This is a genomic window from Enterobacter sp. E14S (assembly GCF_055666685.1).
Genome location: NZ_JBVODQ010000006.1, coordinates 31,387 through 57,570 on the forward strand (window position 1 = coordinate 31,387; position 26,184 = coordinate 57,570).

General features: G+C 58.0%; 25 protein-coding genes. 18 read left to right on the top strand and 7 right to left on the bottom strand.

Annotated elements, in window-relative coordinates; genetic code table 11:
• The first annotated feature begins 5 nt into the window (after nt 1-5).
• Nucleotides 6-1,601, top strand: coding sequence for an autoinducer-2 kinase (gene lsrK / locus ACZ6J2_RS13955; protein WP_471725996.1), 1,596 nt, complete (start codon nt 6-8; stop codon nt 1,599-1,601).
• Nucleotides 1,602-1,779: 178 nt separating this feature from the next.
• A complete protein-coding gene (locus ACZ6J2_RS13960; RefSeq protein WP_471725997.1) occupies nt 1,780-3,801 on the top strand; it encodes an oxidoreductase in 2,022 nt (673 codons plus the stop codon).
• A gap of 120 nt (nt 3,802-3,921) precedes the next feature.
• Here ACZ6J2_RS13960 and rlmG read toward each other — a convergent pair whose 3' ends face one another.
• Entirely contained in the window at nt 3,922-5,058 is a 1,137-nt protein-coding gene (gene rlmG, locus ACZ6J2_RS13965) for a 23S rRNA (guanine(1835)-N(2))-methyltransferase RlmG (RefSeq protein WP_471725998.1), read from the bottom strand.
• A gap of 83 nt (nt 5,059-5,141) precedes the next feature.
• On the opposite strand from rlmG, the gene ACZ6J2_RS13970 reads away from it, so the two are divergent.
• The 4 genes from ACZ6J2_RS13970 (at nt 5,142) to sstT (ending at nt 9,394) form a co-directional block, all read left to right on the top strand.
• A complete protein-coding gene (locus ACZ6J2_RS13970; RefSeq protein ID WP_059355748.1) occupies nt 5,142-5,645 on the top strand; it encodes a YgjP-like metallopeptidase domain-containing protein in 504 nt (167 codons plus the stop codon).
• Between the two features lie 70 nt (nt 5,646-5,715).
• The gene (locus tag ACZ6J2_RS13975) at nt 5,716-6,714 is read left to right on the top strand and encodes a Gfo/Idh/MocA family protein (protein WP_471725999.1); all 999 of its coding nucleotides are present in this window, start codon (nt 5,716-5,718) and stop codon (nt 6,712-6,714) included.
• Nucleotides 6,715-6,964: 250 nt separating this feature from the next.
• Nucleotides 6,965-7,933, top strand: coding sequence for a TerC family protein (locus ACZ6J2_RS13980; RefSeq protein ID WP_029739669.1), 969 nt, complete (start codon nt 6,965-6,967; stop codon nt 7,931-7,933).
• Between the two features lie 219 nt (nt 7,934-8,152).
• Nucleotides 8,153-9,394, top strand: a complete 1,242-nt coding sequence (gene sstT, locus ACZ6J2_RS13985) for a serine/threonine transporter SstT (protein WP_087823155.1) — start codon at nt 8,153-8,155, stop codon at nt 9,392-9,394.
• 92 nt (nt 9,395-9,486) lie between these two features.
• Here sstT and ACZ6J2_RS13990 read toward each other — a convergent pair whose 3' ends face one another.
• Both ACZ6J2_RS13990 and uxaC read right to left on the bottom strand, forming a co-directional pair.
• Nucleotides 9,487-10,974 (bottom strand): UxaA family hydrolase, encoded by a 1,488-nt coding sequence (locus tag ACZ6J2_RS13990; protein ID WP_471726000.1) that lies wholly within the window; start codon nt 10,972-10,974, stop codon nt 9,487-9,489.
• 17 nt (nt 10,975-10,991) lie between these two features.
• Nucleotides 10,992-12,404, bottom strand: a complete 1,413-nt coding sequence (gene uxaC, locus ACZ6J2_RS13995; RefSeq protein ID WP_047060289.1) for a glucuronate isomerase — start codon at nt 12,402-12,404, stop codon at nt 10,992-10,994.
• A gap of 475 nt (nt 12,405-12,879) precedes the next feature.
• Between uxaC and ACZ6J2_RS14000 the strand changes: the two genes are divergently transcribed.
• From ACZ6J2_RS14000 to ACZ6J2_RS14050, 11 genes are all read left to right on the top strand, one after another.
• Nucleotides 12,880-14,178 (top strand): MFS transporter, encoded by a 1,299-nt coding sequence (locus ACZ6J2_RS14000; RefSeq protein WP_023309287.1) that lies wholly within the window; start codon nt 12,880-12,882, stop codon nt 14,176-14,178.
• A 184-nt stretch (nt 14,179-14,362) separates the two neighbouring features.
• Complete coding sequence (gene exuR / locus ACZ6J2_RS14005) at nt 14,363-15,139, top strand: transcriptional regulator ExuR (RefSeq protein WP_023309288.1); 777 nt, start codon at nt 14,363-14,365, stop codon at nt 15,137-15,139.
• A 344-nt stretch (nt 15,140-15,483) separates the two neighbouring features.
• On the top strand, nt 15,484-16,146 hold the full coding sequence (gene yqjA / locus ACZ6J2_RS14010; protein ID WP_024906405.1) for a DedA family general envelope maintenance protein YqjA: 663 nt from the start codon (nt 15,484-15,486) through the stop codon (nt 16,144-16,146).
• Between the two features lie 2 nt (nt 16,147-16,148).
• Nucleotides 16,149-16,532: an EnvZ/OmpR regulon moderator MzrA gene (gene mzrA / locus ACZ6J2_RS14015; RefSeq protein WP_039260467.1), complete on the top strand. Its 384-nt coding sequence runs from the start codon at nt 16,149-16,151 to the stop codon at nt 16,530-16,532.
• A gap of 142 nt (nt 16,533-16,674) precedes the next feature.
• On the top strand, nt 16,675-17,043 hold the full coding sequence (locus ACZ6J2_RS14020; RefSeq protein ID WP_471726001.1) for a DUF1090 domain-containing protein: 369 nt from the start codon (nt 16,675-16,677) through the stop codon (nt 17,041-17,043).
• A 31-nt stretch (nt 17,044-17,074) separates the two neighbouring features.
• The gene (locus ACZ6J2_RS14025; RefSeq protein WP_008503141.1) at nt 17,075-17,380 is read left to right on the top strand and encodes an ElaB/YgaM/YqjD family protein; all 306 of its coding nucleotides are present in this window, start codon (nt 17,075-17,077) and stop codon (nt 17,378-17,380) included.
• A 1-nt stretch (nt 17,381) separates the two neighbouring features.
• Nucleotides 17,382-17,774 (top strand): phage holin family protein, encoded by a 393-nt coding sequence (locus ACZ6J2_RS14030; RefSeq protein WP_471726002.1) that lies wholly within the window; start codon nt 17,382-17,384, stop codon nt 17,772-17,774.
• A 2-nt stretch (nt 17,775-17,776) separates the two neighbouring features.
• A complete protein-coding gene (locus ACZ6J2_RS14035) occupies nt 17,777-18,073 on the top strand; it encodes a YqjK-like family protein (RefSeq protein WP_039260464.1) in 297 nt (98 codons plus the stop codon).
• Nucleotides 18,074-18,326: 253 nt separating this feature from the next.
• Nucleotides 18,327-18,719 carry a DoxX family protein gene (locus tag ACZ6J2_RS14040; protein WP_023309292.1) on the top strand — a complete coding sequence of 131 codons (393 nt, stop codon included), beginning with the start codon at nt 18,327-18,329 and terminating at the stop codon, nt 18,717-18,719.
• 71 nt (nt 18,720-18,790) lie between these two features.
• Complete coding sequence (locus tag ACZ6J2_RS14045) at nt 18,791-19,777, top strand: glutathione S-transferase family protein (protein ID WP_471726003.1); 987 nt, start codon at nt 18,791-18,793, stop codon at nt 19,775-19,777.
• Between the two features lie 106 nt (nt 19,778-19,883).
• Nucleotides 19,884-20,249 (top strand): DUF805 domain-containing protein, encoded by a 366-nt coding sequence (locus ACZ6J2_RS14050; RefSeq protein WP_029739660.1) that lies wholly within the window; start codon nt 19,884-19,886, stop codon nt 20,247-20,249.
• Nucleotides 20,250-20,294: 45 nt separating this feature from the next.
• Here ACZ6J2_RS14050 and ACZ6J2_RS14055 read toward each other — a convergent pair whose 3' ends face one another.
• Nucleotides 20,295-21,197, bottom strand: coding sequence for a LysR family transcriptional regulator (locus ACZ6J2_RS14055; protein ID WP_029739659.1), 903 nt, complete (start codon nt 21,195-21,197; stop codon nt 20,295-20,297).
• A gap of 104 nt (nt 21,198-21,301) precedes the next feature.
• On the opposite strand from ACZ6J2_RS14055, the gene ACZ6J2_RS14060 reads away from it, so the two are divergent.
• Nucleotides 21,302-22,003: a pirin family protein gene (locus tag ACZ6J2_RS14060; protein WP_023309295.1), complete on the top strand. Its 702-nt coding sequence runs from the start codon at nt 21,302-21,304 to the stop codon at nt 22,001-22,003.
• 87 nt (nt 22,004-22,090) lie between these two features.
• Here the strand turns inward: ACZ6J2_RS14060 and ACZ6J2_RS14065 are convergent, their stop codons facing one another.
• From ACZ6J2_RS14065 to tdcD, 3 genes are all read right to left on the bottom strand, one after another.
• A complete protein-coding gene (locus tag ACZ6J2_RS14065) occupies nt 22,091-22,501 on the bottom strand; it encodes a Spy/CpxP family protein refolding chaperone (protein ID WP_471726004.1) in 411 nt (136 codons plus the stop codon).
• Between the two features lie 151 nt (nt 22,502-22,652).
• Nucleotides 22,653-24,947, bottom strand: a complete 2,295-nt coding sequence (gene pflB / locus ACZ6J2_RS14070) for a formate C-acetyltransferase (protein WP_471726005.1) — start codon at nt 24,945-24,947, stop codon at nt 22,653-22,655.
• 15 nt (nt 24,948-24,962) lie between these two features.
• The gene (gene tdcD, locus ACZ6J2_RS14075) at nt 24,963-26,171 is read right to left on the bottom strand and encodes a propionate kinase (protein WP_471726048.1); all 1,209 of its coding nucleotides are present in this window, start codon (nt 26,169-26,171) and stop codon (nt 24,963-24,965) included.
• Nucleotides 26,172-26,184 lie beyond the last annotated feature (13 nt).

Consider the following 26,184-nt stretch of genomic DNA (forward strand, 5'->3'; position numbering starts at 1 on the left):
AGCTCATGAGTTACCTTTTAGCGTTAGATGCAGGGACAGGCAGCGTTCGCGCCGTGATTTTCGATTTACAGGGCAACCAGATTGCCGTCGGCCAGGCCGAGTGGAAGCACCTGAGCGTGGAGAACGTGCCGGGATCGATGGAGTTCGATCTGGAGACCAACTGGCACCTGACCTGCCGGTGCATTCATCAGGCGCTGGAACGTGCGCGCCTGAGCGCGGCGGACATTCAGTCCGTCGCCTGCTGCTCGATGCGCGAAGGGATCGTGCTGTATGACCGCAACGGCGAGGCCATCTGGGCCTGCGCCAACGTCGACGCCCGCGCCAGCCGCGAGGTGGCCGAACTCAAAGAGATCCACGACGACCGTTTTGAATCGGAAGTGTATGAGGTTTCCGGCCAGACGCTGGCGCTGAGCGCCATGCCGCGCCTGCTGTGGCTGGCGCACCATCGCCCGGATATTTACCGCAAGGCCGCGACCATCACCATGATCAGCGACTGGCTGGCGGCGAAGCTCTCCGGCGAGCTGGCGGTCGACCCGTCTAACGCGGGCACCACCGGCATGCTGGATCTCTTCTCCCGCGACTGGCGTCCGGCGCTGCTCGACATGGCCGGGCTGCGCGCCGATATCCTCTCCCCGGTGAAAGAGACCGGCACCGTGCTGGGCGCGATTACCAAAGAGGCCGCGCAGCAGAGCGGCCTGCGCGAAGGCACGCCGGTGGTGATGGGCGGCGGCGACGTGCAGCTGGGCTGTCTGGGGCTGGGCGTGGTCCGCGCCGGACAGACGGCGGTGCTGGGCGGTACCTTCTGGCAGCAGGTGGTCAATCTGCCGCAGGTGCGCACCGACCCCGACATGAACATCCGCGTGAATCCGCACGTTATTTCCGGCATGGCGCAGGCAGAGTCGATCAGCTTCTTTACCGGGCTGACCATGCGCTGGTTCCGCGACGCCTTCTGCGCCGAGGAAAAGCTGATTGCCGAGCGGATGGGGATGGACACCTATTCCCTGCTGGAGGAGATGGCGAGCCGCGTGCCGGCGGGCTCCCACGGGGTGATGCCGATCTTCTCCGACGCGATGCATTTCAAGCAGTGGTACCACGCCGCGCCGTCGTTTATTAACCTCTCCATCGACCCGGAAAAGTGCAACAAAGCGACGCTGTTCCGCGCCCTGGAGGAGAACGCGGCGATTGTCTCGGCCTGCAACCTGGCGCAGATTTCGCGCTTCTCCGGCGTGACGTTTGAAAGCCTGGTGTTTGCGGGCGGCGGGGCCAAAGGCGCCCTGTGGAGCCAAATTTTAAGCGACGTCACCGGGCTGCCGGTGCGCGTGCCGGAAGTGAAAGAGGCGACGGCGCTCGGCTGCGCGATTGCCGCAGGCGCGGGCGCGGGGCTGTTTGCGGATATGGCCTCGACGGGCGAGCGGCTGGTGAAGTGGAGCCGCGAGTTCACGCCAAACCCGCAGCACCGTGAACTGTACGACGGCATGATGCAGAAATGGCAGGCGGTGTACGCGGACCAGCTTGGGCTGGTGGACAGCGGGCTGACGACGTCGATGTGGCAGGCACCGGGGCTGGTGCGGACATCCCCCTCACCCCGGCCCTCTCCCTGAGGGAGAGGGAGATTACGTCCCCTCTCCCTCAGGGAGAGGGTTAGAGAGAGGGCATCAGGCCACACCAATATTTGAATCCCATCACAATCACTGCATTCGCCTTTTCCCTTTTACTCCCCGCTGGCTAAATTAGTAACTCATCCGACCACATAACAATAATTTTACACTGGAAGAGACTATGAGCCGCTACCCGTCGTTATTCGCCCCTCTCGATCTGGGGTTCACCACACTCAAAAACCGCGTGTTGATGGGGTCGATGCACACCGGGCTGGAGGAGCATCCGGACGGGGCCGAGCGTCTGGCGGCCTTCTACGCCGAGCGAGCCCGCCACGGGGTGGCGCTGATTGTGACCGGCGGCGTGGCCCCTGCGCCTTCCGGCGTGGGCATGGAGGGCGGCGCGGTCCTGAACGATGCTTCACAGCTGCCGCACCACCGCATTGTGACCGACGCGGTACACCGCGAGGGCGGTAAAATCGCACTGCAAATCCTGCACACCGGACGCTACAGCTATCAGCCCAACCTGGTCGCGCCGTCGGCTCTTCAGGCGCCGATTAACCGTTTTAAACCTCACGCCCTGACCCACGATGAGATACTCGCGCTGATCGACGACTTTGCCCGCTGCGCGGCGCTGGCGCGCGAGGCGGGCTATGACGGCGTGGAGGTGATGGGCTCGGAAGGCTACCTGATCAACGAATTCCTCGCCGCCCGCACCAACCAGCGCGACGACGAATGGGGCGGCGACTACGCCCGCCGGATGCGCTTTGCCGTGGAGGTAGTGCGCGCGGTGCGCGAACGTGCGGGCGCAGACTTTATTATCGTCTTCCGCCTGTCGATGCTCGACCTGGTGGAAGGCGGCGGCACGTTCGACGAAACCGTGCAGCTGGCGCAGGCGATTGAAGCCGCCGGTGCCACGATTATCAACACCGGGATTGGCTGGCACGAGGCGCGCATCCCGACCATCGCCACGCCGGTGCCGCGCGCGGCGTTCAGCTGGGTAACACGGAAGCTGAAAGGCAAAGTGTCCGTTCCGCTGGTCACCACCAACCGCATTAACGATCCGCAGGTGGCGGACGATGTGATTTCGCGAGGCGACGCCGATATGGTGTCGATGGCGCGGCCGTTCCTGGCAGATGCCGAACTGCTCTCCAAAGCGCAAAGCGGCCGTGCGGACGAGATCAACACCTGCATCGGCTGTAACCAGGCCTGTCTGGATCAGATCTTCGTAGGCAAGGTCACCTCTTGCCTGGTTAACCCGCGCGCCTGCCATGAAACCAAAATGCCGATCGTTCCGGCGGTTAATAAAAAACGTCTGGCCGTGGTGGGCGCTGGCCCCGCGGGCCTGGCGTTTGCGGTGAATGCCGCCTCGCGCGGGCACAGCGTAACGCTGTTTGATGCGCTGGCGGAGATTGGCGGTCAGTTTAATATCGCCAAACAGATCCCCGGCAAAGAGGAGTTCTATGAAACACTGCGCTACTACCGCCGGATGATCGACCTGACGGGCGTCGAGCTGCGGCTTAATCAGTTTGTCAGCGCGGCGGATCTGATCGGTTTCGACGAGGTGATCCTGGCGAGCGGGATCGTACCGCGCACGCCTGCGATCGAAGGTATCGATCATCCGAAAGTATTGAGCTATCTGGATGTATTGCGTGACAAAACGCCGGTCGGTGAGAAGGTGGCGATTATCGGCTGCGGCGGGATCGGCTTTGATACCGCCATGTATTTAAGCCAGCCGGGCGAGGCCACCAGCCAGAACATTGCCGAGTTTTGCGTAGAATGGGGCATTGATACCAGCCTGAGCCAGTCCGGCGGATTACGCCCGGAAGGGCCGCAGCTGCCGAAAAGCCCGCGCCAGATCGTGATGCTCCAGCGTAAGGCCAGCAAGCCGGGCGAAGGGCTGGGCAAAACCACGGGCTGGATCCACCGCGCCACCCTGCTCTCGCGCGGGGTGAAAATGATCCCGGCGGTGAGCTACCAGAAGTTCGACGACGAGGGTCTGCACGTCACGATCGGCGGCGAGCCGCAGCTGCTGCGCGTGGATCATGTCATTTTGTGCGCCGGGCAGGAGCCAAAGCGGGATCTGGCCGATCCGCTGCGCGAAGCCGGTAAAACGGTGCATTTGATTGGCGGGTGCGACGTGGCGATGGAGCTGGATGCGCGGCGGGCAATTGCGCAGGGGACGAAGCTGGCTCTGGCGATCTAGGGTATTGCCGGGCGGCCAGGGTAAAAGCAAAACGGCAACCCCGTTGCCGTTTTTAGCGCTTGCTCCCTCTCCCTGTGGGAGAGGGTCGGGGTGAGGGCATCAGGCCGCACATCCCCAATCTTACCGACGACGTCCCAGCTTCACCGCCTTCAGCACCACGAACTTATTGTTCGTCGCAATGGTGACGCAGTTGCCGAAAATCTTCTTCAGCTTGTGGAAGTAATCCAGGTGGCGGTTCGCCACGATGTACAGCTCGCCGTTGATTTTCAGGCAGCGGCGCGCGTGGTGGAACATCTCCCACGCGACGTTATCCGTCAGGGCGTGCTTCTGGTGGAACGGCGGGTTGCAGAACACCGCATTAAAGCGGAAAGGCTCTACGCCAGACAGCGCGTTGTTGATCATAAACTCGCAGCGATCCACCGCTTCCGGCATGTTGGTTTCCACGTTGAGACGGCTGGAGGCCACCGCCATTGGCGACTCGTCGCTGAACACCACGCTGGCGTCCGGGTTCTTCGCCAGCAGCGTCAGGCCAATCACGCCGTTACCACAGCCCAGATCGACAATCTCACCTTCCAGATTTTCCGGCAGATGTTCCATAAAGAAACGCGCCCCGATATCCAGCCCGGTGCGGGAGAAGACGTTCGCATGGTTGTGGATGGTCCAGTCGGTGCCTTCCAGCTTCCAGCTCAGCGTCTCCGGCGCGTCGGCCAGCTCCGGCGCGCTGAAGGTACAGTTGATCAGGCGCGCTTTTTTCCAGGCCAGCGTCGTGGTGGTCGGGCCGAGAACTTTCTCGAACAGCTCCAGCGTCGAGGTGTGAATATCGCGCGCTTTGGCGCCTGCGATAATGCGCGTTTCCGGCGTCACGACCTTACGCAGCGCGCGCAGCTGTTGCTCCAGCAGCGCCATGGTTTTTGGCACTTTGATCAGCACCACGCCCGGCGCCTGGGGGTATTCCGCGGTGCTGTCGAGGAACTTCACGCTGGACTCGTCGAGGTCGTTATGGCGCAGGTTTTCACGCGTCGCCAGCTCGCTCAGGTAGGAATCGCCGATGCTGTAAGGCGTGTGCTCCGCCAGGGCGCAGCCCAGCGCGCCAAAGGCGTCATTCAGGATCAAAACCGGGCCGCGGATTTCAGTCTCATCCAACTGCTGCAGCAGATATTCATCCGCCGCTTCCCACGCCATGAGCGGGTTAACGTCGTCCGTTTCCGGGAAACGTTTAAGGTTGAGTGAACGGAAACCGTTGTCTAAGTGGCTCATCGGCCCTCCTGAATGGTAAAATTTGGCGTATCCCTGAAAAGGGTGCGTGAGTATACCCGTTTTCGCATTAATTTGGGCTTTTGATGAACCAACTTACTTATCTCCAGGGCTATCCGGAGCATTTACTGACTCAGGTTCGCAGCCTGATAGCCGAGCAGAAGCTCGGCGCGGTGCTGGAAAAACGCTATCCCGGCACGCACGATTTCGCGACCGATAAGGCCCTCTGGCAGTATACGCAGGATCTGAAAAACCGGTATCTGAAGAGCGCGCCGCCGATCAACAAGGTGATGTACGACAACAAGATCCACGTGCTAAAAAACGCGCTCGGCCTGCACACTGCGATTTCCCGCGTGCAGGGCGGCAAGCTGAAGGCGAAGGCCGAAATCCGCGTCGCGACGGTTTTCCGTAACGCGCCGGAAGCCTTTCTGCGGATGATCGTGGTCCACGAGCTGGCGCACCTGAAGGAGAAAGAGCACGACAAAGCGTTCTATTCTCTGTGCTGCCACATGGAGCCGCAGTATCACCAGCTGGAGTTTGATACCCGCCTGTGGCTTACGCATTTATCGTTAAATGGTAATGCGGAATAGCGCACGCGAATTGTCATGATGACGTGCTACAGTGGCTAAAGGTTCCCCGCTACGGAGTACGTAAACGTTTATGATACGTTTCGCAGTCATTGGTACGAACTGGATCACGCGCCAGTTCGTCGACGCCGCCCACGAAACCGGCAAACTTAAACTTACCGCAGTCTATTCCCGCAGCCTTGAGCAGGCGCAGAGTTTTGCCAACGACTACCTCGTTGAGCATCTCTTCACTTCGCTTGATGACATGGCGCAAAGCGACGCCATTGACGCGGTGTATATCGCCAGCCCGAACTCCCTGCACTTCCCGCAAACGAAGCTGTTCCTCAGCCATAAAAAGCATGTGATTTGCGAGAAGCCGCTGGCGTCAAATATTGAGGAAGTGGAAGCGGCCATTGCGCTTGCCCGCGAAAACCAGGTGGTGCTGTTCGAAGCGTTCAAAACCGCCAGCCTGCCGAATTTCCTGCTGCTGCAGCAGTCCCTGCCGAAAATTGGCAAAGTGCGTAAAGCCTTTATCAACTACTGCCAGTACTCGTCGCGCTATCAGCGCTATCTGGACGGCGAGAACCCGAACACCTTTAACCCGGCGTTTTCGAACGGCTCGATTATGGATATCGGTTTCTACTGCCTGGCCTCTGCCGTGGCCCTGTGGGGCGAACCGCACGCCGTGACGGCTACCGCCAGCCTGCTGGAGAGCGGCGTGGATGCGCACGGACTCGTAGTGCTGGATTACGGTGATTTCAGCGTTACGCTGCAGCACTCCAAGGTGAGCGATTCCGTGCTGCCGAGCGAAATTCAGGGCGAGGCGGGCTCGCTGGTTATCGAGAAGATCTCCGAGTGCCAGAAAGTGAGCTTTGTGCCGCGCGGCGGCAAAGCGCAGGAGCTGACGCAGCCTCAGCATATTAACACTATGCTCTATGAGGCAGAGGTCTTCGCCCGTCTGGTGGAAGACAACGAAGTGAATCACCCAGGCCTCGCGGTGAGCCGCACCACGGCGAAGCTGCAAACGGAGATCCGCCGCCAGACCGGCGTGGTGTTCCCGGCAGACGGCGTGAGCGCGGAAGCAATCGCGTAAAGCTGTGTAATGAAACGGCGCAGACCATTGACGAAACCGATGGTCTGACATATTTTGTTACCTGCAAAGGGGAGTAACTTCTTCGCCGGTGGATCGTCATTACGATGCGTTAAACACGCATCCGGTCGCCGGGCAACCCTCGTGGTTGTAAGTGAGACCTTGCCGGAAGGCGAGGTCTATGCATAAAAAGCTAACGGCTATCGTCTTCTGACCATGGCCGTTTTTGTTTTTTATGTGTAAGGAAAATAGTATGCATTCTGTCGGCACTCCCATGTTGTGGGGCGGATTCGCGGTTGTCGTGCTCATCATGCTGGCGATCGACCTCTTTTTGCAGGGGCGTCGCGGCGCACACGGCATGAGCATCAAACAGGCTGCGGCCTGGTCTCTGGTGTGGGTCACCCTCTCCCTGCTGTTCTGTGCCGCCTTCTGGTGGTACCTGGCCTCGACCGAAGGCCGCGCGGTGGCCGACCCTCAGGCGCTCGCCTTCCTCACCGGTTATCTGATTGAAAAAGCCCTGGCGGTTGATAACGTCTTCGTCTGGCTGATGCTGTTCAGCTACTTTGCCGTGCCTGCTGCCCTGCAGCGACGCGTGCTGGTGTACGGCGTGCTGGGTGCGATTATCCTGCGTACCATCATGATCTTCGCCGGCAGCTGGCTGATTACCCAGTTCGAATGGCTGCTGTACGTCTTCGGCGCGTTCCTGCTGTTCACCGGGGTCAAAATGGCGCTGGCGAAAGAGGACGGCTCCGCAATTGGCGATCGCCCGCTGGTAAAGTGGATCCGTGGGCATCTTCGCATGACCGACAAGATCGAGAGCGAGCACTTCTTCGTGCGCAAGAACGGCCTGCTGTTTGCCACTCCGCTGCTGCTGGTACTGATTCTGGTTGAGCTGAGCGACGTGATTTTCGCCGTGGACAGCATTCCGGCGATCTTCGCGGTAACCACCGACCCGTTCATCGTCCTGACGTCTAACCTCTTCGCCATTCTCGGCCTGCGTGCGATGTACTTCCTGCTGGCAGGCGCGGCGGAGCGCTTCTCAATGCTGAAGTACGGTCTGTCGGTGATCCTGGTGTTTATCGGTATCAAGATGCTGATCGTCGATTTCTACCATATCCCGATCGCCATTTCGCTCGGCGTGGTGTTTGGCATTCTGATCGTGACGCTGATTATCAATACCTGGGTTAACCGCCAGCACGATAAGAAGCAGCAGGTGGAGTAATCCCCCTCACCCCGGCCCTCTCCCACAGGGAGAGGGTGTACACACTTTTGTAACGCAGCAGTTAAAAAATATGATGCAACACGTAAAATCCAGCATTTTACGCTTCCTTCCTTTCGCGCATTCCCTATACTCGACCAGGCAAACATTTACTTACATCCGGACATAAATGTGACTAAGAGCACATCCGGGATGGAACGCAATTTCACTCAGGAAATACGTATGAGCACACAATCAAGCGGACTGTTCGCGCGCCTGGCGCAGGGCAGCCTCGTTAAACAAATTCTGGTCGGTCTGGTGCTGGGTATTCTGCTGGCGATGGTGTCAAAACCTGCTGCGGAGGCTACGGGGCTGCTCGGAACCCTTTTCGTTGGCGCACTGAAGGCCGTCGCACCGGTACTGGTTCTGATGCTGGTCATGGCGTCAATTGCCAACCACCAGCACGGACAAAAAACCAACATTCGCCCCATTCTGTTCCTGTATCTGCTGGGAACCTTCTCGGCTGCCTTAACGGCCGTGGTGTTTAGCTTCCTGTTCCCGTCCACGCTGCACCTGACCAGCGCGGCCGGTGACATCACGCCGCCATCCGGTATTGTCGAAGTGCTTCGCGGCCTGCTGATGAGCATGGTCTCTAACCCCATTACCGCGCTGATGAGCGGAAACTACATTGGCATCCTGGTCTGGGCGATTGGTCTGGGCTTCGCGCTGCGTCACGGTAACGACACCACGAAAAACCTGGTCAACGATCTGTCCAACGCCGTGACCTTTATGGTGAAGCTGGTGATTCGCTTTGCGCCAATCGGTATTTTCGGGCTGGTCTCCTCTACGCTTGCAACCACCGGTTTCGACGCGCTGTGGGGCTACGCGCAGCTGCTGGTTGTGCTGGTCGGCTGTATGCTGCTGGTGGCGCTGGTGATCAACCCGCTGCTGGTGTTCTGGCAGATCCGCCGCAACCCGTATCCGCTGGTGCTGACCTGCCTGCGCGAGAGCGGCGTGTATGCCTTCTTCACCCGCAGCTCTGCGGCGAACATTCCGGTTAACATGGCGCTGGCGGAGAAGCTGAACCTGGACCGCGATACCTATTCCGTGTCGATCCCGCTGGGTGCAACCGTGAACATGGCGGGCGCGGCGATCACCATTACCGTGCTGACTCTGGCGGCGGTGCATACGCTGGGCATTCCGGTGGATCTGCCAACCGCATTGCTGCTGAGCGTGGTGGCGTCACTGTGTGCCTGTGGCGCATCCGGCGTGGCGGGCGGTTCGCTGCTGCTGATCCCGCTGGCGTGTAATATGTTCGGCATCCCGAACGAGATTGCGATGCAGGTTGTGGCCGTCGGCTTTATCATCGGCGTGCTGCAGGACTCCTGCGAAACCGCGCTGAACTCATCTACCGACGTGCTGTTTACCGCAGCGGCCTGTCAGGCGGAAGACGCGCGTTTAGCGAAGAACGCACTGCGAGGTTAACAGCAAAACGGCAACCCTGAGGTTGCCGTTTTTAATGTTTGTACCCTCTCCCACTGGGAGAGGGCCAGGGAGAGGGCATCAGGCCGCACCGATTAAAGCGTCACACCACTCTTGAAGATCGCCAGCTCGCGGAAGTCGTTCTTCTCATTGCAGGTCTGCCTGCCGTTAGCAAATTCCACGATAGTATCCACGAACTCCGTCAGCAGCTGCGGCATCGCTTTGCCGTGAATCAGCTGGCCCGCATCAAAGTCGATCCAGTGCTTTTTCTTTGCCGCCAGCTCGCTGTTGGTGGCGATTTTCACCGTCGGCACAAAACCTCCGTACGGCGTACCGCGACCGGTACTGAACAGCACCATATGGCAGCCGGCACCCGCCAGCGCGCTGGTGGCTACCGCATCGTTGCCCGGTGCGCTCAGCAGGTTCAGACCGTGGGTTTTCAGGCGCTCGCCGTAGCGCAGCACGTCAACCACCTGGCTCGCGCCCGCTTTCTGGGTGCAGCCGAGGGATTTCTCTTCCAGCGTAGTGATCCCGCCCGCTTTGTTGCCCGGCGACGGGTTCTCGTAAATCGGCTGATTGTGGGCGATGAAGTACTGTTTGAAGTCGTTCACCATGGTGACGGTCTTCTCAAAGGTCTCTTCGTCGCGGCAGTGGCTCATCAAAATACGCTCCGCGCCGAACATTTCCGGCACTTCGGTCAGCACCGTCGTGCCGCCGTTGGCAATCACGTAATCCGAGAAGCGGCCCAGCATCGGGTTGGCGGTAATGCCGGAAAGGCCATCTGACCCGCCGCACTCCAGCCCAAACTTCAGCTCGCTCAGCTTGCCCGGCTCGCGCCCGTCGTGGCGCATCACCTCATAAAGCTGGTGAAGCTGTTCAACGCCCGCTTCCACTTCGTCGTCCTGATGCTGGCACACCATAAAATGCACGCGCTCAGGATCGAACTCGCCCAGCGTGTCGCGGAAGGCGTCCACCTGATTATTCTCGCAGCCCAGGCCAATCACCAGCACCGCGCCCGCGTTCGGGTGACGCACCATGTTTTGCAGCATGGTGCGGGTGTTAATGTGGTCGTCACCGAGCTGGGAACAGCCGTAGGTGTGGCTGAACAGATGCACGCCGTCAGTCCCTTCGGCGTTGTTGGTCTCTTTCAGGAAGCGCGTCTGGATCTGGCGCGCAATTCCGTTGACGCAGCCGACGGTCGGGAGGATCCACAGCTCGTTGCGGATCCCCACGTCGCCGTTGGCGCGACGGTAGATCTGCACCTCACGATCCGCCGCCTGACGCTCTTCCGCCGGTAAATCAGGTTGATAGCTGTACTCGTCCAGATCGCTCAGATTGGTGCGGGTATTGTGTGAGTGAATGTATTCACCCGGCGCAATATCCGCCAGCGCATGGCCGATGGGCAACCCGTACTTCACCACGTTCTCCCCTTTCGCAATGGGGATCAGGGCAAACTTGTGTCCACGGACGATCGCCTGACGCAGGGTGACGCTCTGGTTATCAACGGTCACCACGTCGCCTTCAGCGAGATCCGTCAGCGCGACGGCCACGTTATCCAGCGAATGGATTTTGATGTATTGCATATCAACCTCAAACGGCCTTAGTTCAGTTCAATGGCGAAGTAGTCACGCGCATTGTTAAAGCAGATGTTTCTCACCATTTCGCCCAGCAGCTGGATATCCGCTGGCGCTTCGCCCGCGTGCACCCAGCGGCCAATCATCTGGCACAGAATGCGGCGGAAATATTCGTGACGGGTATAGGACAGGAAGCTGCGGCTGTCGGTCAGCATGCCGACAAAGCGGCTCAGCAGGCCCAGCTGCGCGAGCTGCGTCATCTGACGCTCCATGCCGTCCTTCTGATCGTTAAACCACCAGCCGGAACCGAACTGCATCTTGCCCGGCATCCCTTCGCCCTGGAAGTTGCCGACCATGGTGCCCAGCACTTCGTTATCGCGCGGGTTCAGGCAGTACAGGATGGTTTTAGGCAGCAGGTTTTGTTCGTTCTGTTTGCTCAGCAGTTTTGACAGCTCTTCCGCCAGCGGACGATCGTTGATGGAGTCGAAGCCCACGTCAGCGCCGAGCAGTTTGAACTGGCGCTGGTTGTTATTGCGCAGCGCGCCGATGTGGTACTGCTGTACCCAGCCGCGACGCGCGTATTCCGCACCGAGGAATACCAGCACCGCCGTTTTGAACTGCGCCACTTCGTGCTCGCTTAAGCCTTCGCCAGAGAGACGACGCGCCAGAATGCTGTCCAGCTCGGCTTCGTTTGATTCCGCAAACAGCACCACGTCCAGCGCGTGGTCAGACACTTTACAGCCGTGCGCCGCGAAGTGATCCAGACGTTTGGTCAGCGCAGTTTGCAGGTCAGCGAAACGACGGATATCGGTATCCGACACTTCCGCCAGCTTCGCCATGTAGTCGGTGAAGGTGGCCTGCTCAATGTTGAAGGCTTTGTCCGGGCGCCAGCTTGGCAGCACTTTGATATCAAAAGAGGTGTCTTTCGCGACAACGGCATGATGCTCCAGGGAGTCGATCGGATCGTCGGTGGTGCCCACCATCTTCACGTTCATCTGCTTCATGATGCCGCGCGCGGAGAAGTTATCCTGCGCCAGCAGCGCGTTGCACCGATCCCAAATTTCATCCGCGGTCGTTGGGGAAAGCAACTTGCCGGTGATGCCAAACGGACGGCGGAGCTCAAGATGGGTCCAGTGGTAGAGCGGGTTGCCGATGGTGTGCGGAACGGTTGCCGCCCAGGCGTCAAACTTCTCGCGGTCGGTCGCATCGCCGGTACACAGGCGCTCAGCCACGCCGTTGGTACGCATGGCACGCCATTTGTAGTGGTCACCCTTCAGCCAGATGTCATACAGGTTTTTGAAGCGATAATTTTCGGCAACCTGCTGCGGCGGTAAATGGCAGTGGTAGTCGAAAATCGGCTGGTCTTTTGCGTAGTCGTGGTACAGGCGGCGAGCAAATTCGGTATCTAACAGAAAATCTTCGGTCATAAACGGCGTCATTATCGTCTTCCTCATTACGGGAGCGCAGAAAGCGTATGTTCATATGCTGCAAAGTTATCACACCAATTTCCACCAACCGAAGCTTTTTTCGTGAGTGAGATCAATAAACGCCTACAAATAAATTACCCTCAATGGAGTAAACCCTTCTGCAACCCCCGCCAGTACTGGCTTTGTGCGCAACAGATAATGTCCCCACAAAGAATCATACATTTGTGATGTCACTCACCTTTTAAAGTTGTATGACAAGTTATCTTTTCGCCGTCGCAAACTATAAGCCGACGGAATGCATTACCGGTGTGAGAGACATCGGGTTTAACGGTACGGATACCGACTTATGCACGCTTACTTATGGCAAGGTTCGGGCCGTTCCGGGACATGCTCCTGGTTACGCCCCTCCCGTTACACAACTGCTCCCGGAAACGGTTGAGAGGTTGCCGTGCTCTGGCGCGGAAATAACATAACGATGAGGTTTTAGATGCGTAAAATTAAAGGGTTACGTTGGTATATGATCGCACTGGTGACGTTAGGCACCGTGCTGGGCTACCTGACGCGTAACACCGTGGCAGCAGCAGCGCCAACGTTGATGGAAGAGCTGCATATCTCCACGCAGCAATACTCCTACATCATTGCCGCCTATTCCGCGGCGTATACCATCATGCAGCCTGTTGCGGGCTATGTGCTGGATATTCTCGGTACCAAAATCGGTTATGCCTTCTTCGCCATCGCCTGGGCGGTGTTCTGCGGCGCAACCGCGCTGGCAGGCAGCTGGGGTGGACTGGCGCTGGCGCGCGGTGCGGTCGGTGCGGCTGAAGCCGCGATGATCCCGGCGGGCCTGAAGGCCAGCTCCGAGTGGTTCCCGGCGAAAGAGCGTTCCATTGCGGTCGGCTACTTTAACGTGGGCTCGTCCATCGGGGCGATGATAGCGCCGCCGCTGGTGGTGTGGGCGATCGTGATGCACAGCTGGCAGATGGCGTTCATCATCTCTGGCGTGCTGAGCTTTGCCTGGGCGATGGCGTGGTTGGTTTTCTACAAACACCCGCGCGATCAGAAAAAACTGTCTGAAGAAGAACGTGAATACATCATTGGCGGTCAGGAAGCGCAGCATCAGACCAACAACGGCAAAAAAATGACCGTCTGGCAGATCCTGGGCACCCGTCAGTTCTGGGGTATCGCCCTGCCGCGCTTCCTGGCTGAACCGGCCTGGGGTACCTTTAACGCGTGGATCCCCCTGTTCATGTTTAAAGTCTACGGCTTTAACCTGAAAGAGATCGCGATGTTCGCCTGGATGCCAATGCTGTTCGCTGACCTGGGCTGTATCGTGGGCGGCTACCTGCCACCGCTGTTCCAGCGCTGGTTTGGCGTGAACCTGATCGTTTCCCGTAAGATGGTGGTGACCATGGGCGCGCTGCTGATGATTGGCCCGGGGATGATCGGCCTGTTCACCAGCCCGTACGTCGCCATTGCCCTGCTGTGCATCGGTGGCTTTGCGCACCAGTCCCTGTCCGGCGCGCTGATTACGCTCTCGTCTGACGTCTTTGGTCGTAACGAAGTGGCAACCGCCAACGGCCTGACCGGCATGGCCGCCTGGACCGCGAGCACCATGTTTGCACTGGTGGTCGGCGCGCTGGCGGATACCATTGGCTTCAGCCCACTATTCGCGGTGCTGGCGATCTTCGACCTGATGGGTGCGGTGGTTATCTGGACGGTGCTGAAAAGCAAATCGGCAGAGGAGCTGGCGAAAGAGTCCCTCGGCAAACCGGCTACGCAGAGTTAGCAACCATTTTTCCGCCGGGTGGCGCTACGCTTACCCGGCCTACAAAACCCGTAGGCCCGTGCAAGCGAAGCGCCGCCGGGCATTTAAAGGCCGCTCAGTAGCGGCTTTTTTAATGGCAAAATCTGGAGAGTGGCACGCAAAAGTGGTATAACAAATCATCTGCCGTACCCTGCCTGGAGCGCATATGGAAATCACCGAACCACGTCGTTTATATCAACAACTTGCTGCGGAGCTGAAAGATCGCATCGAGCAAGGGGTCTATCTTGTCGGTGATAAACTTCCCGCCGAGCGCTTTATCGCGGATGAAAAAAGCGTCAGCCGCACCGTGGTGCGTGAAGCGATTATCATGCTGGAAGTGGAAGGCTACGTTGAGGTACGCAAAGGCTCCGGCATTCACGTGATTTCTAATCTGCCGAAACACTCTCCCGTCGCGGACGAAAGTCTGGAATTTGCCAGCTATGGCCCGTTTGAGCTGCTCCAGGCTCGCCAGCTGATCGAAAGTAATATTGCTGAATTTGCGGCGACGCAGGTGACCAAGCAGGACATCATGAAGCTGATGGAGATCCAGGAGAATGCCCGTAAGGAGAAATGTTTCCGCGATTCAGAGTGGGATCTGCAGTTCCACGTTCAGGTCGCCCTGGCAACCCAAAATACGGCCCTGGCGGCAATCGTTGAAAAAATGTGGACTCAGCGCGTTCACAACCCGTACTGGAAAAAACTGCACGACCATATCGATTCCCGTACCGTCGACAACTGGTGCGACGATCACGACCAAATCCTTAAGGCGCTGATTCGTAAAGATCCGCATGCCGCTAAGCTGGCGATGTGGCAGCACCTGGAAAACACCAAGCAGATGCTGTTCAACGAAACCAGCGATGACTTCGAATTTAACGCTGACCGCTATCTTTTTGCCGATAATCCGGTTGTTCATCTCGATACGGCTTCCAGTGCCGCAAAATAGATGACCTTTCTGCTGGCAGGCGCTACGTTGCGCCTTCCGGCTTACAGGAGTAAGCAAAACATATATAGTGTCAGCCTTTGTAAATCCCCTCGCTCACTTCCTGGGCTTACGCCAAAATCAACTCACCCCTGCAAATTCTGTGACGCAGAACGTTGGGCTTTGTTACAATTGGATTCAATTCCTTATTTTGTAAGTTAGTGCTTGCTAACCAGCCAATTAACAGGGAACAGTGTTGGCCACACCGCAATGTGTCCGCGAGCGACCATAATGAAATCACAACAATGTCGCCGTGCTGTTTGTCCCGGATAACAGGCGTGACGTTAACCGATTTCCAGGAACACTGAATGGAACTTTTGACCCAACTACTGCATGCCCTCTGGGCGCAGGATTTTGAAACGCTGGCCAACCCTTCCATGATTGGCATGCTCTATTTCGTCTTGTTTATGATCCTGTTCCTTGAGAACGGTTTGCTGCCTGCTGCTTTCCTGCCCGGTGACAGTTTGCTGGTGCTTGTCGGCGTGCTGTGTGCCAAAGGGGCGATGGCGTTTCCACACACCATTTTATTACTGACCGTTGCGGCCAGCCTCGGCTGCTGGGTGAGCTATATCCAGGGACGATGGCTGGGCAATACCCGGATCGTCCAGAACTGGCTCTCTCATCTTCCCGCGCATTATCACCAGCGGGCGCACCACCTTTTCCACAAGCACGGGCTTTCCGCGCTGCTGATTGGCCGCTTTATCGCCTTTGTTCGCACCCTGCTGCCGACCATTGCCGGTCTGTCGGGGTTGAGCAGCACGCGCTTCCAGTTCTTTAACTGGATGAGCGGCCTGCTATGGGTGCTAATTCTGACGACGCTCGGCTATGCGCTGGGTAAAACGCCGGTCTTTATGAAATATGAAGACCAGCTGATGTCCTGCCTGATGCTGCTGCCTGTGGTTCTGCTGGTCTTCGGCCTGATTGGCTCACTGGTTGTCCTGTGGAAGAAGAAATACGGAGCCAGAGGCTAACGATGGCTATCTCACCGCTCGCCCTGCGCCGTTTTGCCGTTGCCGTGATTACGCTGATCGTCCTCAGCGCCATGCTGCTGGCATGGAGCGCGCTTTCGCATCAGGAATCGACGCTGGCTATTCGCCCGGTAAACCAGGGCGCCAGCGTGCCTGACGGTTTTTCCGTCTGGCATCATCTGGACGCGAACGGGATCCGCTTTAAGAGCATTACCCCGCAGGACGATGTTTTACTGATCAAGTTTGATTCCCGTGCGCAAAGTGCCGCCGCGAAAGTGGTTCTCGACCGTACGCTGCCGCACGGGTATATCATTGCCCAGCAGGAAGATGACAGCCAGCCTGCAGCCTGGCTGTCATTGATTCGCGATACGTCGCATCGGTTTGGATAACTTCCAGGATTCCGAATCTTTTCACTCACTTTGGTGAATCCCCCGTTTACTTACTATGCTTAAGTACGCGGAGCACCCCTCGATGTACTCCGCATAACTTTGGATAGCGGCTAACGCCGCAACACAATGGAAGGTTTCGATAATGAAATTCCGCATGACTCTGGCTCTGGCCCTTTTTTCTTTAAGCACAGCATCCTTCGCAAACTCTCTCTGTCAGGAGAAAGAACAGGATATTCAGCGTGAGATCGGTTATGCCGAAAAGCATAACAATCAGCACCGTGTTGATGGTCTTAAAAAAGCGCTGAGCGAAGTGAAAGCGAACTGTTCAGACAGCAAGCTGCGTGCCGATCACCAGAAGAAAATCGCTGAACAAAAGGACGAGATAGCCGAGCGCCGTCAAGACCTGCAGGAAGCGAAAGAGAAAGGGGATGCGGAAAAAATTGCTAAGCGCGAGAAGAAGTTGAAAGAGGCGCAGGACGACCTGAAAGCGCTGGAAGCTCGCGATTATTGAGTTAACGGAAATCTCAACAGGAGAGAGAATCATGTCAAAAGATACGACGTCTGAACATCTGCGCGCTGAACTGAAATCCCTGGCCGATACCCTTGAAGAGGTGCTGAACTCCTCTGCCGATAAGTCGAAAGAAGAGGTCAGCAAGCTGCGCAGCAAAGCGGAGCAGGCGCTGAAAGAGAGCCGCTATCGCCTGGGTGAAACCGGTGATGCGCTGGCGAAACAGACCCGCGAAGCGGCTGCGCGCGCGGACGAATATGTGCGTGATAATCCATGGACGGGTGTAGGGATTGGTGCCGCAGTGGGTGTGGTACTGGGTGTCCTTCTGACGCGTCGTTGATATGGAAGATCCTCGTCACGCACAAGGGCCTGCTAACAACGTCCTCGGCATCGGCCAGCGTATTTTAACCACGCTGGTCGGGATTGCCGAAACGCGCGTCCGGCTGGCAGTGGTCGAGCTGGAAGAGGAGAAAGCGAACCTCTTCCAGATGCTGCTGATGCTCGGGCTGACCATGCTCTTCGCCGCGTTTGGTCTGATGAGCCTGATGGTGTTAATCATCTGGGCCATCGATCCGCAGTATCGTCTTAACGCGATGATTGCCACCACCGTCGTTCTGCTGCTCGCCGCGTTGATAGGCGGTATCTGGACGCTGCGTAAAGCGCGCAAGTCCACTTTCCTGCGCCATACGCGTCAGGAACTGGCGAACGATCGTGCTCTGCTGGAGGATGACTAGCCGTGAGCGATAAAGCCGAACGTCAAAAGCGAAAAGCGTACCTGTTAAGCCAGATCCAGCAGCAACGGCTGGATCTGTCGGCCAGTCGTCGCGACTGGATCGACGCGACGCGACGGTTTGACCGGGGCTGGAATACCGTCCTGAGCCTGCGTTCGTGGGCGCTGGTCGGCAGCAGCGTGATGGCTATCTGGTCCGTTCGTCATCCGAACATGCTGATCCGCTGGGCTCGTCGTGGATTCGGCGCCTGGAGCGCCTGGCGTCTGGTGAAAGCCACGTTACGGCAGCAGCAGCTGCGGTGATAAAAGCAAAACGGTAACCCTGGTTACCGTTTTTTGTTTTTGCGCCCTCTCCCCGTGGGAGAGGGTTGGGGTGAGGGCACCAGCGCGCACGTTCCCTTACTCAATATCTTTGAAGAAGATTGACAGTTTTCCTTGCTAACAATTACCACCCGCCCCGTTTATTATCCTCTCCATCGACAGCAACGCCGCGGTATCTACCCGGAATTGCAGACAAATAATGTTCAGCCGCTCATGTGGTTTCCTGGAGAGTAAAATGAAAAAATTAGAAGATGTTGGTGTACTGGTCGCGCGTATTCTGATGCCAATTCTGTTCATCGTGGCAGGTTGGGGAAAAATCACCGGTTATGCGGGTACCCAGCAGTATATGGAAGCCATGGGCGTTCCGGGGTTCCTGCTGCCGCTGACCATTCTTCTTGAGTTCGGCGGCGGCCTCGCGGTACTGTTCGGCTTCCTGACCCGTACCACCGCGCTGTTTACCGCAGGCTTCACCGTGCTGACAGCGTTCATCTTCCACAGCAACTTTGCGGAAGGCGTGAACTCTCTGATGTTCATGAAAAACCTGACCATCGCGGGTGGCTTCCTGCTGCTGGCCGTCACTGGCCCGGGCGCATACAGCATCGACCGCGTTCTGAATAAGAAGTGGTAAGCACGCTATACTGAATGAACACAAAGCGAGGAGACATCTCCTCGCTTTTGCTATCTGACGGAGGAGAAAAAATGGGACAACTCGTAGACGGCGTATGGCAGGATGTCTGGTATGACACCAAATCCACCGGAGGTCGCTTCAAGCGCTCAGTTTCGGCCTTCCGTAACTGGCTGACCGCCGACGGCGCGCCAGGCCCGAGCGGCGAAGGCGGCTTCGCGGCTGAGAAAGACCGTTATCATCTTTATGTTTCGCTTGCCTGCCCGTGGGCACACCGCACGCTGATTGTGCGCAAGCTTAAAGGTCTCGAATCCTTAATTCCGGTTTCGGTCGTGAACCCGCTGATGCTGGAAAACGGCTGGACGTTTGACAGTGATTTCCCCGCGGCGACCGGCGACGATCTTTACCACCACGATTTCCTTTACCAGCTCTATCTTCGCGCCGATCCTAACTACACCGGGCGCGTTACCGTGCCGGTGCTGTGGGACAAGAAAAACCAGACGATTGTCAGCAATGAGTCTGCGGAAATCATCCGCATGTTCAATACCGCGTTTGACGCGCACGGCGCCCGTGCCGGGGATTACTACCCGGTTGAACTGCGCGATAAGATTGATGAGCTGAACGGCTGGATTTACGACAACGTCAACAACGGCGTCTACAAGGCCGGTTTCGCCACCAGCCAGGAAGCGTATGACGAAGCGGTTGGAAAGGTGTTTGAATCGCTGGAGCGTCTGGAGCAGATCCTGGGCCAGCATCGCTACCTGACGGGCGATCGCCTGACGGAAGCGGACATCCGCCTGTGGACCACGCTGGTTCGCTTCGATCCGGTCTATGTCACCCACTTTAAGTGCGACAAGCACCGCATCAGCGATTACCTGAACCTGCATGGTTTCCTGCGTGACATCTACCAGATGCCGGGTATTGCCGACACGGTCGACTTCGACCATATCCGCACCCACTATTTCCGCAGCCACAAAACCATCAACCCGACGGGCATTATCTCCATTGGGCCGTGGCAGGATCTGGATGAACCTCACGGGCGCGACGTCCGATTTGGATAAATACGAAGGGCATCACCAGATGCCCTTTTTTAATTCACAATCTCCATCTATCCTTACTTTGATTGCTTAGAAAACAAGTGATTGACCGACTATTGAGGCAAGGAAAATGGACTGGTATTTAAAAGTACTGCGTAACTACATTGGATTTGGTGGCCGTGCCCGCCGCAAAGAGTACTGGATGTTCGTTCTGGTGAACTTCATTCTCATCATGGTGCTGGGTATTGTGGATAAAATTCTTGGCTGGGAGCGGGCTGGCGGTGAAGGCGTGCTGACCACCATTTATGGCCTGTTAGTCCTGCTGCCATCGTGGGCGGTGCTGTTCCGTCGACTACACGACACCGATCGTTCAGCGTGGTGGTTATTGCTGCTGCTGATCCCGATTATTGGCTGGATCGTGATTTTGATCTTCAACTGCCAGAGCGGGACGCCGGGCGAAAACCGCTTTGGTCCGGATCCGAAGATCGGCGCATAAAAAAGCCCGGTGGCGCTTCGCTTACCGGGCCTACAAATTACGATTTTATTTATTGTATTGCGTGAAAAGCTTCGGAATTTCGCGTAAACACCATGATTTGGCTTCGCCCATGCTGTCACGGCGCCACGCCATAATGATATCCACCTCGTGGCTATATTCCGGGCTGACTACGCGCAGCCGCCCTTCAGCAATGTCCTTTTCGACAAACGGGTACGGCATGGTCGCCACGCCCAGACCGGCCAATAGCGCCTGCCGTTTGTCTTCCAGCGAGGTGACCGTCAGACGAGGCTGCTTATCCAGCAGCTGCACCGTCAGCACCGGACGCTCGCGCGCGGTATCCGCTACCGCCACGCCGCGATACTTCACGCGCGTCACTTCAGAGAGCGGCTCCGGCTCCTGGTGAATCGGGTGATTGGGTGCGGCAACATAGACGTTCATCACGCTGTAGAGCTTGCGCGAGTTGATTTCCGATGAGGAACGGAAGTGCATGTCCGGCGCAATCACAATATCCGCCCTGCCCGTTTCCAGACGTTCCCACGCGCCTGCCAGCACCTCGGTGATGATTGACAGCTGCGTATTGGCCTTCGCCGCCAGGCGGTCCACCAGCGGGAACAGCGCTTCAGTCGGCACCAGCGCTTCGGTAACTAACGTCAGATGGGTTTCCCAGCCGCGCGCCAGCGCTTCGGCGTCCGTCGTGAGCTTGTCCGCCGCTTCCAGCAGCACGCGGCCGCGCTCCAGCAGCATTCGCCCCACGTTGGTGAATTTTGTTCGATGACCGGAGCGGTCAAACAGCACCACGTCCAGCTCTTCCTCCAGCTTCTGCATGGTATAGCTTAGCGCAGACGGAACGCGCCCCAGCTCATCTGCCGCCGCCGCAAAACTGCCGCGCCGGTCAATCGCGTCCATGACGCGAAGCGCCTCAAGCGTCAATGCTCTCTCTTTAGCCATCTCGTTCTCATTCAGGAAATTTGAACATACCGGGCAGAATATCTGGCTAACAATGCAGCGTCCATACCTTTACCATTGTTTTAGTGTAAAGAGAGGTCAAGTTTATGATTACTACAAGAACAGCTAAACAGTGCGGACAAGCCGATTTCGGTTGGCTGCAGGCCCGCTACACCTTTTCCTTTGGACACTACTTTGACCCTAAACTCCTCGGTTACGCTTCACTGCGCGTGTTGAACCAGGAAGTGCTCGCCCCGGGCGCCTCCTTCCAGCCGCGTACGTACCCGAAAGTCGATATCCTGAACCTGATCCTGGAAGGCGAGGCAGAATACCGCGATAGCGAGGGCAATCATGTCCAGGCAAAGGCTGGCGAAGCGTTGTTAATTTCCACGCAGCCGGGCATCAGCTACAGCGAGCATAACCTCAGCAAAGATAAAACGCTGACCCGTATGCAGCTGTGGCTGGACGCCTGCCCCGAGCGGGAAAATCCGCTGGTGCAGAAGTTAGATTTAACGGGTGATAAGCAGCAGCTGATTGCATCGCCGGACGGCAGTAAAGGTAGCCTGCAGCTGCGCCAGCAGGTGTGGCTGCACCATATCGAACTGAAGAAAGGTGAACAGGCGAGCTTCCAGCTTCATGGTCCGCGCGCCTATTTACAGTCTATTCACGGTACGGTACATGCGGTGACGCACACGGAAGAGAAAGAAGCGCTCACCTGCGGCGACGGGGCGTTTATTCGTGATGAAGCGAATATCACCCTGGTGGCGGATACGCCGCTGCGCGCGCTGCTGATTGATTTGCCGGTTTAGAGAATGCCCTCACCCTAACCCTCTCCCAATGGGAGAGGGTACCGATCGAGCCACCGCAGAATCAGGCGCCGTTCTCGACGTACGAAATCACTCTGCCAGCGCGTTAGCCATATCGGTTCTAATCTGCTTACGCTGTTCCGGCGTCAACACCTGGCTGACGTCGAAGTAATATTTCACGCGGTAATAGCGGGTCTGCTCTTCAATTTTGCTAAAGGCGGCAAGCTGGCTTTTCACCGTGCTTTCGTCCCATTTACCCGACTGGAACATGTCGATCAGTGCGCCGTCCTTCACTCCCGTCATCGGGATCTTGCTGACATTTTGTTCCAGCTGCTTATGCAGATCGTCAATCTTCTTAACCTGCTCATTGCTGAGCTTCAGGTGCTGTACCAGCGGATCCTGCGAGGGAGACGGGGCAGCCTCAACGTTCGCGGCCTGTGCCGTAAAACTGCACGCTGCCAGCGAGGCGGCGACCAGCGCAATACGGGTCATTTTCATCATCTTACTGTCCTTACATGCTGTGATAGGGAAAAGCAGGCGTATTGTTTTTCAAGAGCGGATGAATATGTGTGAGTAATTATATAAACAATTTTGTATGTTTAGCGGGCAAAAAAATGCCCCCAGGGTGAGGGGGCATGAGACCTGAATGTCGTCAGATAGATTGCGTAAACGTCCTCGAAATCACATCCTGCTGCTGCTCGCGCGTCAGGGCGTTAAAACGCACCGCATAGCCTGAAACGCGGATCGTCAGGTTCGGGTAATTCTCGGGATGCGCGATGGCATCGAGGAGCATTTCCCGGTTCATGACGTTGACGTTCAGATGCTGCCCGCCCTCAATGGACGCTTCGTGATGGAAGTACCCGTCCAGCAGCCCTACGAGGTTGGTTTTGCGCACCAGCTCGTCCTTGCCCAGCGCCTGCGGCACGATGGAGAAGGTGTAGGAGATCCCGTCTTTCGCGTAGGTGAACGGCAGCTTGGACACCGACGTTAGCGAGGCCACGGCCCCTTTTCTGTCGCGGCCGTGCATCGGGTTCGCGCCAGGCGCAAACGGCGTGCCGCCGCGGCGTCCGTCCGGCGTGTTCCCGGTCTTCTGGCCGTACACCACGTTGGAGGTGATGGTCAGGATCGACTGGGTTGGCACCGCGTTGCGGTAGGTTGGCAGCGCCTGAATTTTCTTCATAAAGCGCTCCACCAGGTCGCAGGCGATGCTGTCCACGCGGTCGTCGTTGTTGCCGTACTGCGGATAGTCTCCTTCAATCACGAAATCGACCGCCAGACCGGTGTGGTCGCGCACCGGCTTCACCGTGGCGTATTTAATGGCCGACAGGGAATCCGCCGCCACCGACAGCCCGGCAATGCCGCAGGCCATGGTGCGATAGACGTCCCGGTCGTGGAGCGCCATCAGCGAGGCTTCGTAGCTGTACTTATCATGCATGTAGTGAATGAGGTTCAGGGCGCTGATGTACTGCACCGCCAGCCAGTCCATAAAGTGGTCGAGGCTCGCCATCACGGTATCGTAATCCAGCACGTCGTCCAGCAGCGGCTCGGTTTTCGGGCCGACCTGGATCTTCAGCTTCTCGTCCACCCCGCCGTTGATCGCGTACAGCAGCGTTTTGGCGAGGTTGGCGCGCGCGCCAAAGAACTGCATCTGCTTGCCGATCACCATCGGGCTGACGCAGCAGGCAATGGCGTAATCGTCGCTGTTGAAGTCCGCACGCATCAGATCGTCGTTCTCATACTGCAGCGAAGAGGTGACGATCGACACCTGCGCGGCGTATTTCTTGAACGCGATCGGCAGTTGTTCAGACCATAGGATCGTCAGGTTCGGCTCCGGCGCAGGCCCCATGGTGTGCAGGGTATGCAGATAGCGGAAGCTGTTTTTGGTCACCAGCGTGCGCCCGTCCAGCCCCATGCCGCCGATCACTTCCGTCGCCCAGATCGGATCGCCGGAGAAGAGCGTGTCGAACTCCGGCGTGCGAAGGAAGCGCACCATGCGGATCTTCATGATGAAGTGGTCGATCAGCTCCTGCGCCTGGACTTCATTCAGGCGTCCTGCCTGCATGTCGCGTTCAATGTAGATATCGAGGAACGAGGCCGTGCGCCCCAGCGACATCGCCCCGCCGTTCTGGGATTTCACCGCTGCAAGGTAGGCAAAATAGACCCACTGCACCGCTTCCTGGGCGTTCATCGCCGGACGTGAAATATCAAAGCCGTAGTTCGCCGCCATCTGCTGGATCTGCAGCAGCGCGCGCCTGTGCTCCGCCAGCTCTTCACGCAGGCGGATCGTGGCCTCCAGATCTTCACCGCGCTCCAGCCTGCCCTGCAGATCGGCAAACTGCAGTTCGCGCTCGCGCACCAGATAAGCGATCCCGTACAGCGCCACGCGGCGATAGTCACCGATGATGCGTCCGCGCCCGTAGCCGTCCGGCAGACCGGTCAGCACGCCGGATTTACGGCAGCGCATCATCTCCGGCGAATAGACGTCAAACACGCCCTGGTTGTGGGTTTTGCGCAGGTCGGTAAAAAGGTATTCGAACTGCGGATCCATCTCCCGGCCATAGGCTTCGAACGAGCTGCGGATCATGTTGATCCCGCCATAAGGATGCAGCGCGCGCTTGAGCGGTTTATCGGTTTGCAGGCCGACGATCGTCTCCAGATCCTGGTCGATGTAGCCCGGCCCGTGGGCCGTAATGGTGGTGGCAATGTTGGTGTCAAAATCCACCGGGGCGTGGGTGGCATTCTCCTGGCGAATGCCGACCATTACCTTCTGCCACAGCGCCGTCGTTGCTGGCGTCGCCTGCGCGAGGAAAGCTTCATCGCCTTCATAAGGGGTGTAGTTATGCTGAATAAAATCGCGGACGTTGACGGCGTTTTTCCATTCTTCACCGCGAAACCCGGCCCATGCGTCGCTGTAGGGCGCGACGCCCGTATCGATTGTTACTTTCATGTGATTCTCGCTTTATCAGGCGTAAGCCGCGGCCGGGGTAACCTTTCCAAGACGGAGGGCGTCCAGCGCGATCATTTTTTCTTCGTTGGTAGGGATAACCGCGCAGGCCACGCGGGACGATTCGGTGGAGATCACGCGCTCACCCGCGCTCCCCGGCAGGGCATTTTTGGCGTCGTCGAGGATGATGCCGAAGACTTTCAGATGTTCCGCCACCAGCGTGCGGACAAGCTTCGAGTTTTCGCCAATTCCGCCGGTAAAGACCACCCCATCCAGGCGGTGCAGCGACGCCGCGTGGCCGGCAATATGTCGCGCAATGCGGTGCACGAAGGTATGGATAGCCAGCTGCGCCCGCTCGTTGCCTTCGTGCCAGGCTTTCTCCAGCGCGCGTAAATCGGAGGAGATGCCGGAGATCCCCAGCAGCCCGGACTCTTTATTGACCACGCGCTCCAGATCCTCAAACGACTGGCCAGTCTGCTGGGCAATCCACGCCATCGCGCCGAAGTCCACATCGCCGCAGCGCGTCCCCATCACCAGCCCTTCCAGCGGCGTCATCCCCATCGAGGTATCGACGCTTTCGCCGTTGCGCACCGCGCAGATGGACGCCCCGTTGCCGAGATGGGCAATCACCAGGCCGCTGTCATCGGGGGACAGCCCGAGAAGCGTATGCGCCTGTGCGGCCACGTAGCGGTGAGAGGTGCCGTGGAAGCCGTAGCGGCGCACGCCCAGCTCTTCAAAATAGCGGTACGGCAATCCGTACAGATACGCCTGCGGCGGCAGCGTCTGGTGGAAGCTGGTATCAAATACCGCGACCTGCTGCACGCCCGGGAACAGACGCTCTGCCGCTTCCACGCCGCTCAGGTTGGCGTAGTTATGCAGCGGCGCCAGCGGGGAGACCTGGCGGATCTGCGCGATCGCCTCTTCCGTGATCAGGGTCGACTCGCTGAAGAGATTTCCCCCGTGCGCAATGCGGTGGCCAATTAAGGCCACGCTGCTCATCAGGTTACGCTTCTCCAGCTCCAGGGCGATGGCAGCCAGCGCCCCTTCGTAGTCCTGGTGAGCCAGTCTGGCTGGCTCACCCCCGCTCACGGAAATAAAGGCCTTCTCGGTGTTGATCCCGTCTGCAATGCCCGTCATCAGGGCATCGCAGCTGCTGGCGTCGAGCACCGAAAACTTAACAGAGGACGATCCACAGTTAATAACCAGTACAACCGGAAACTCAATCATCATGTGACTCCGC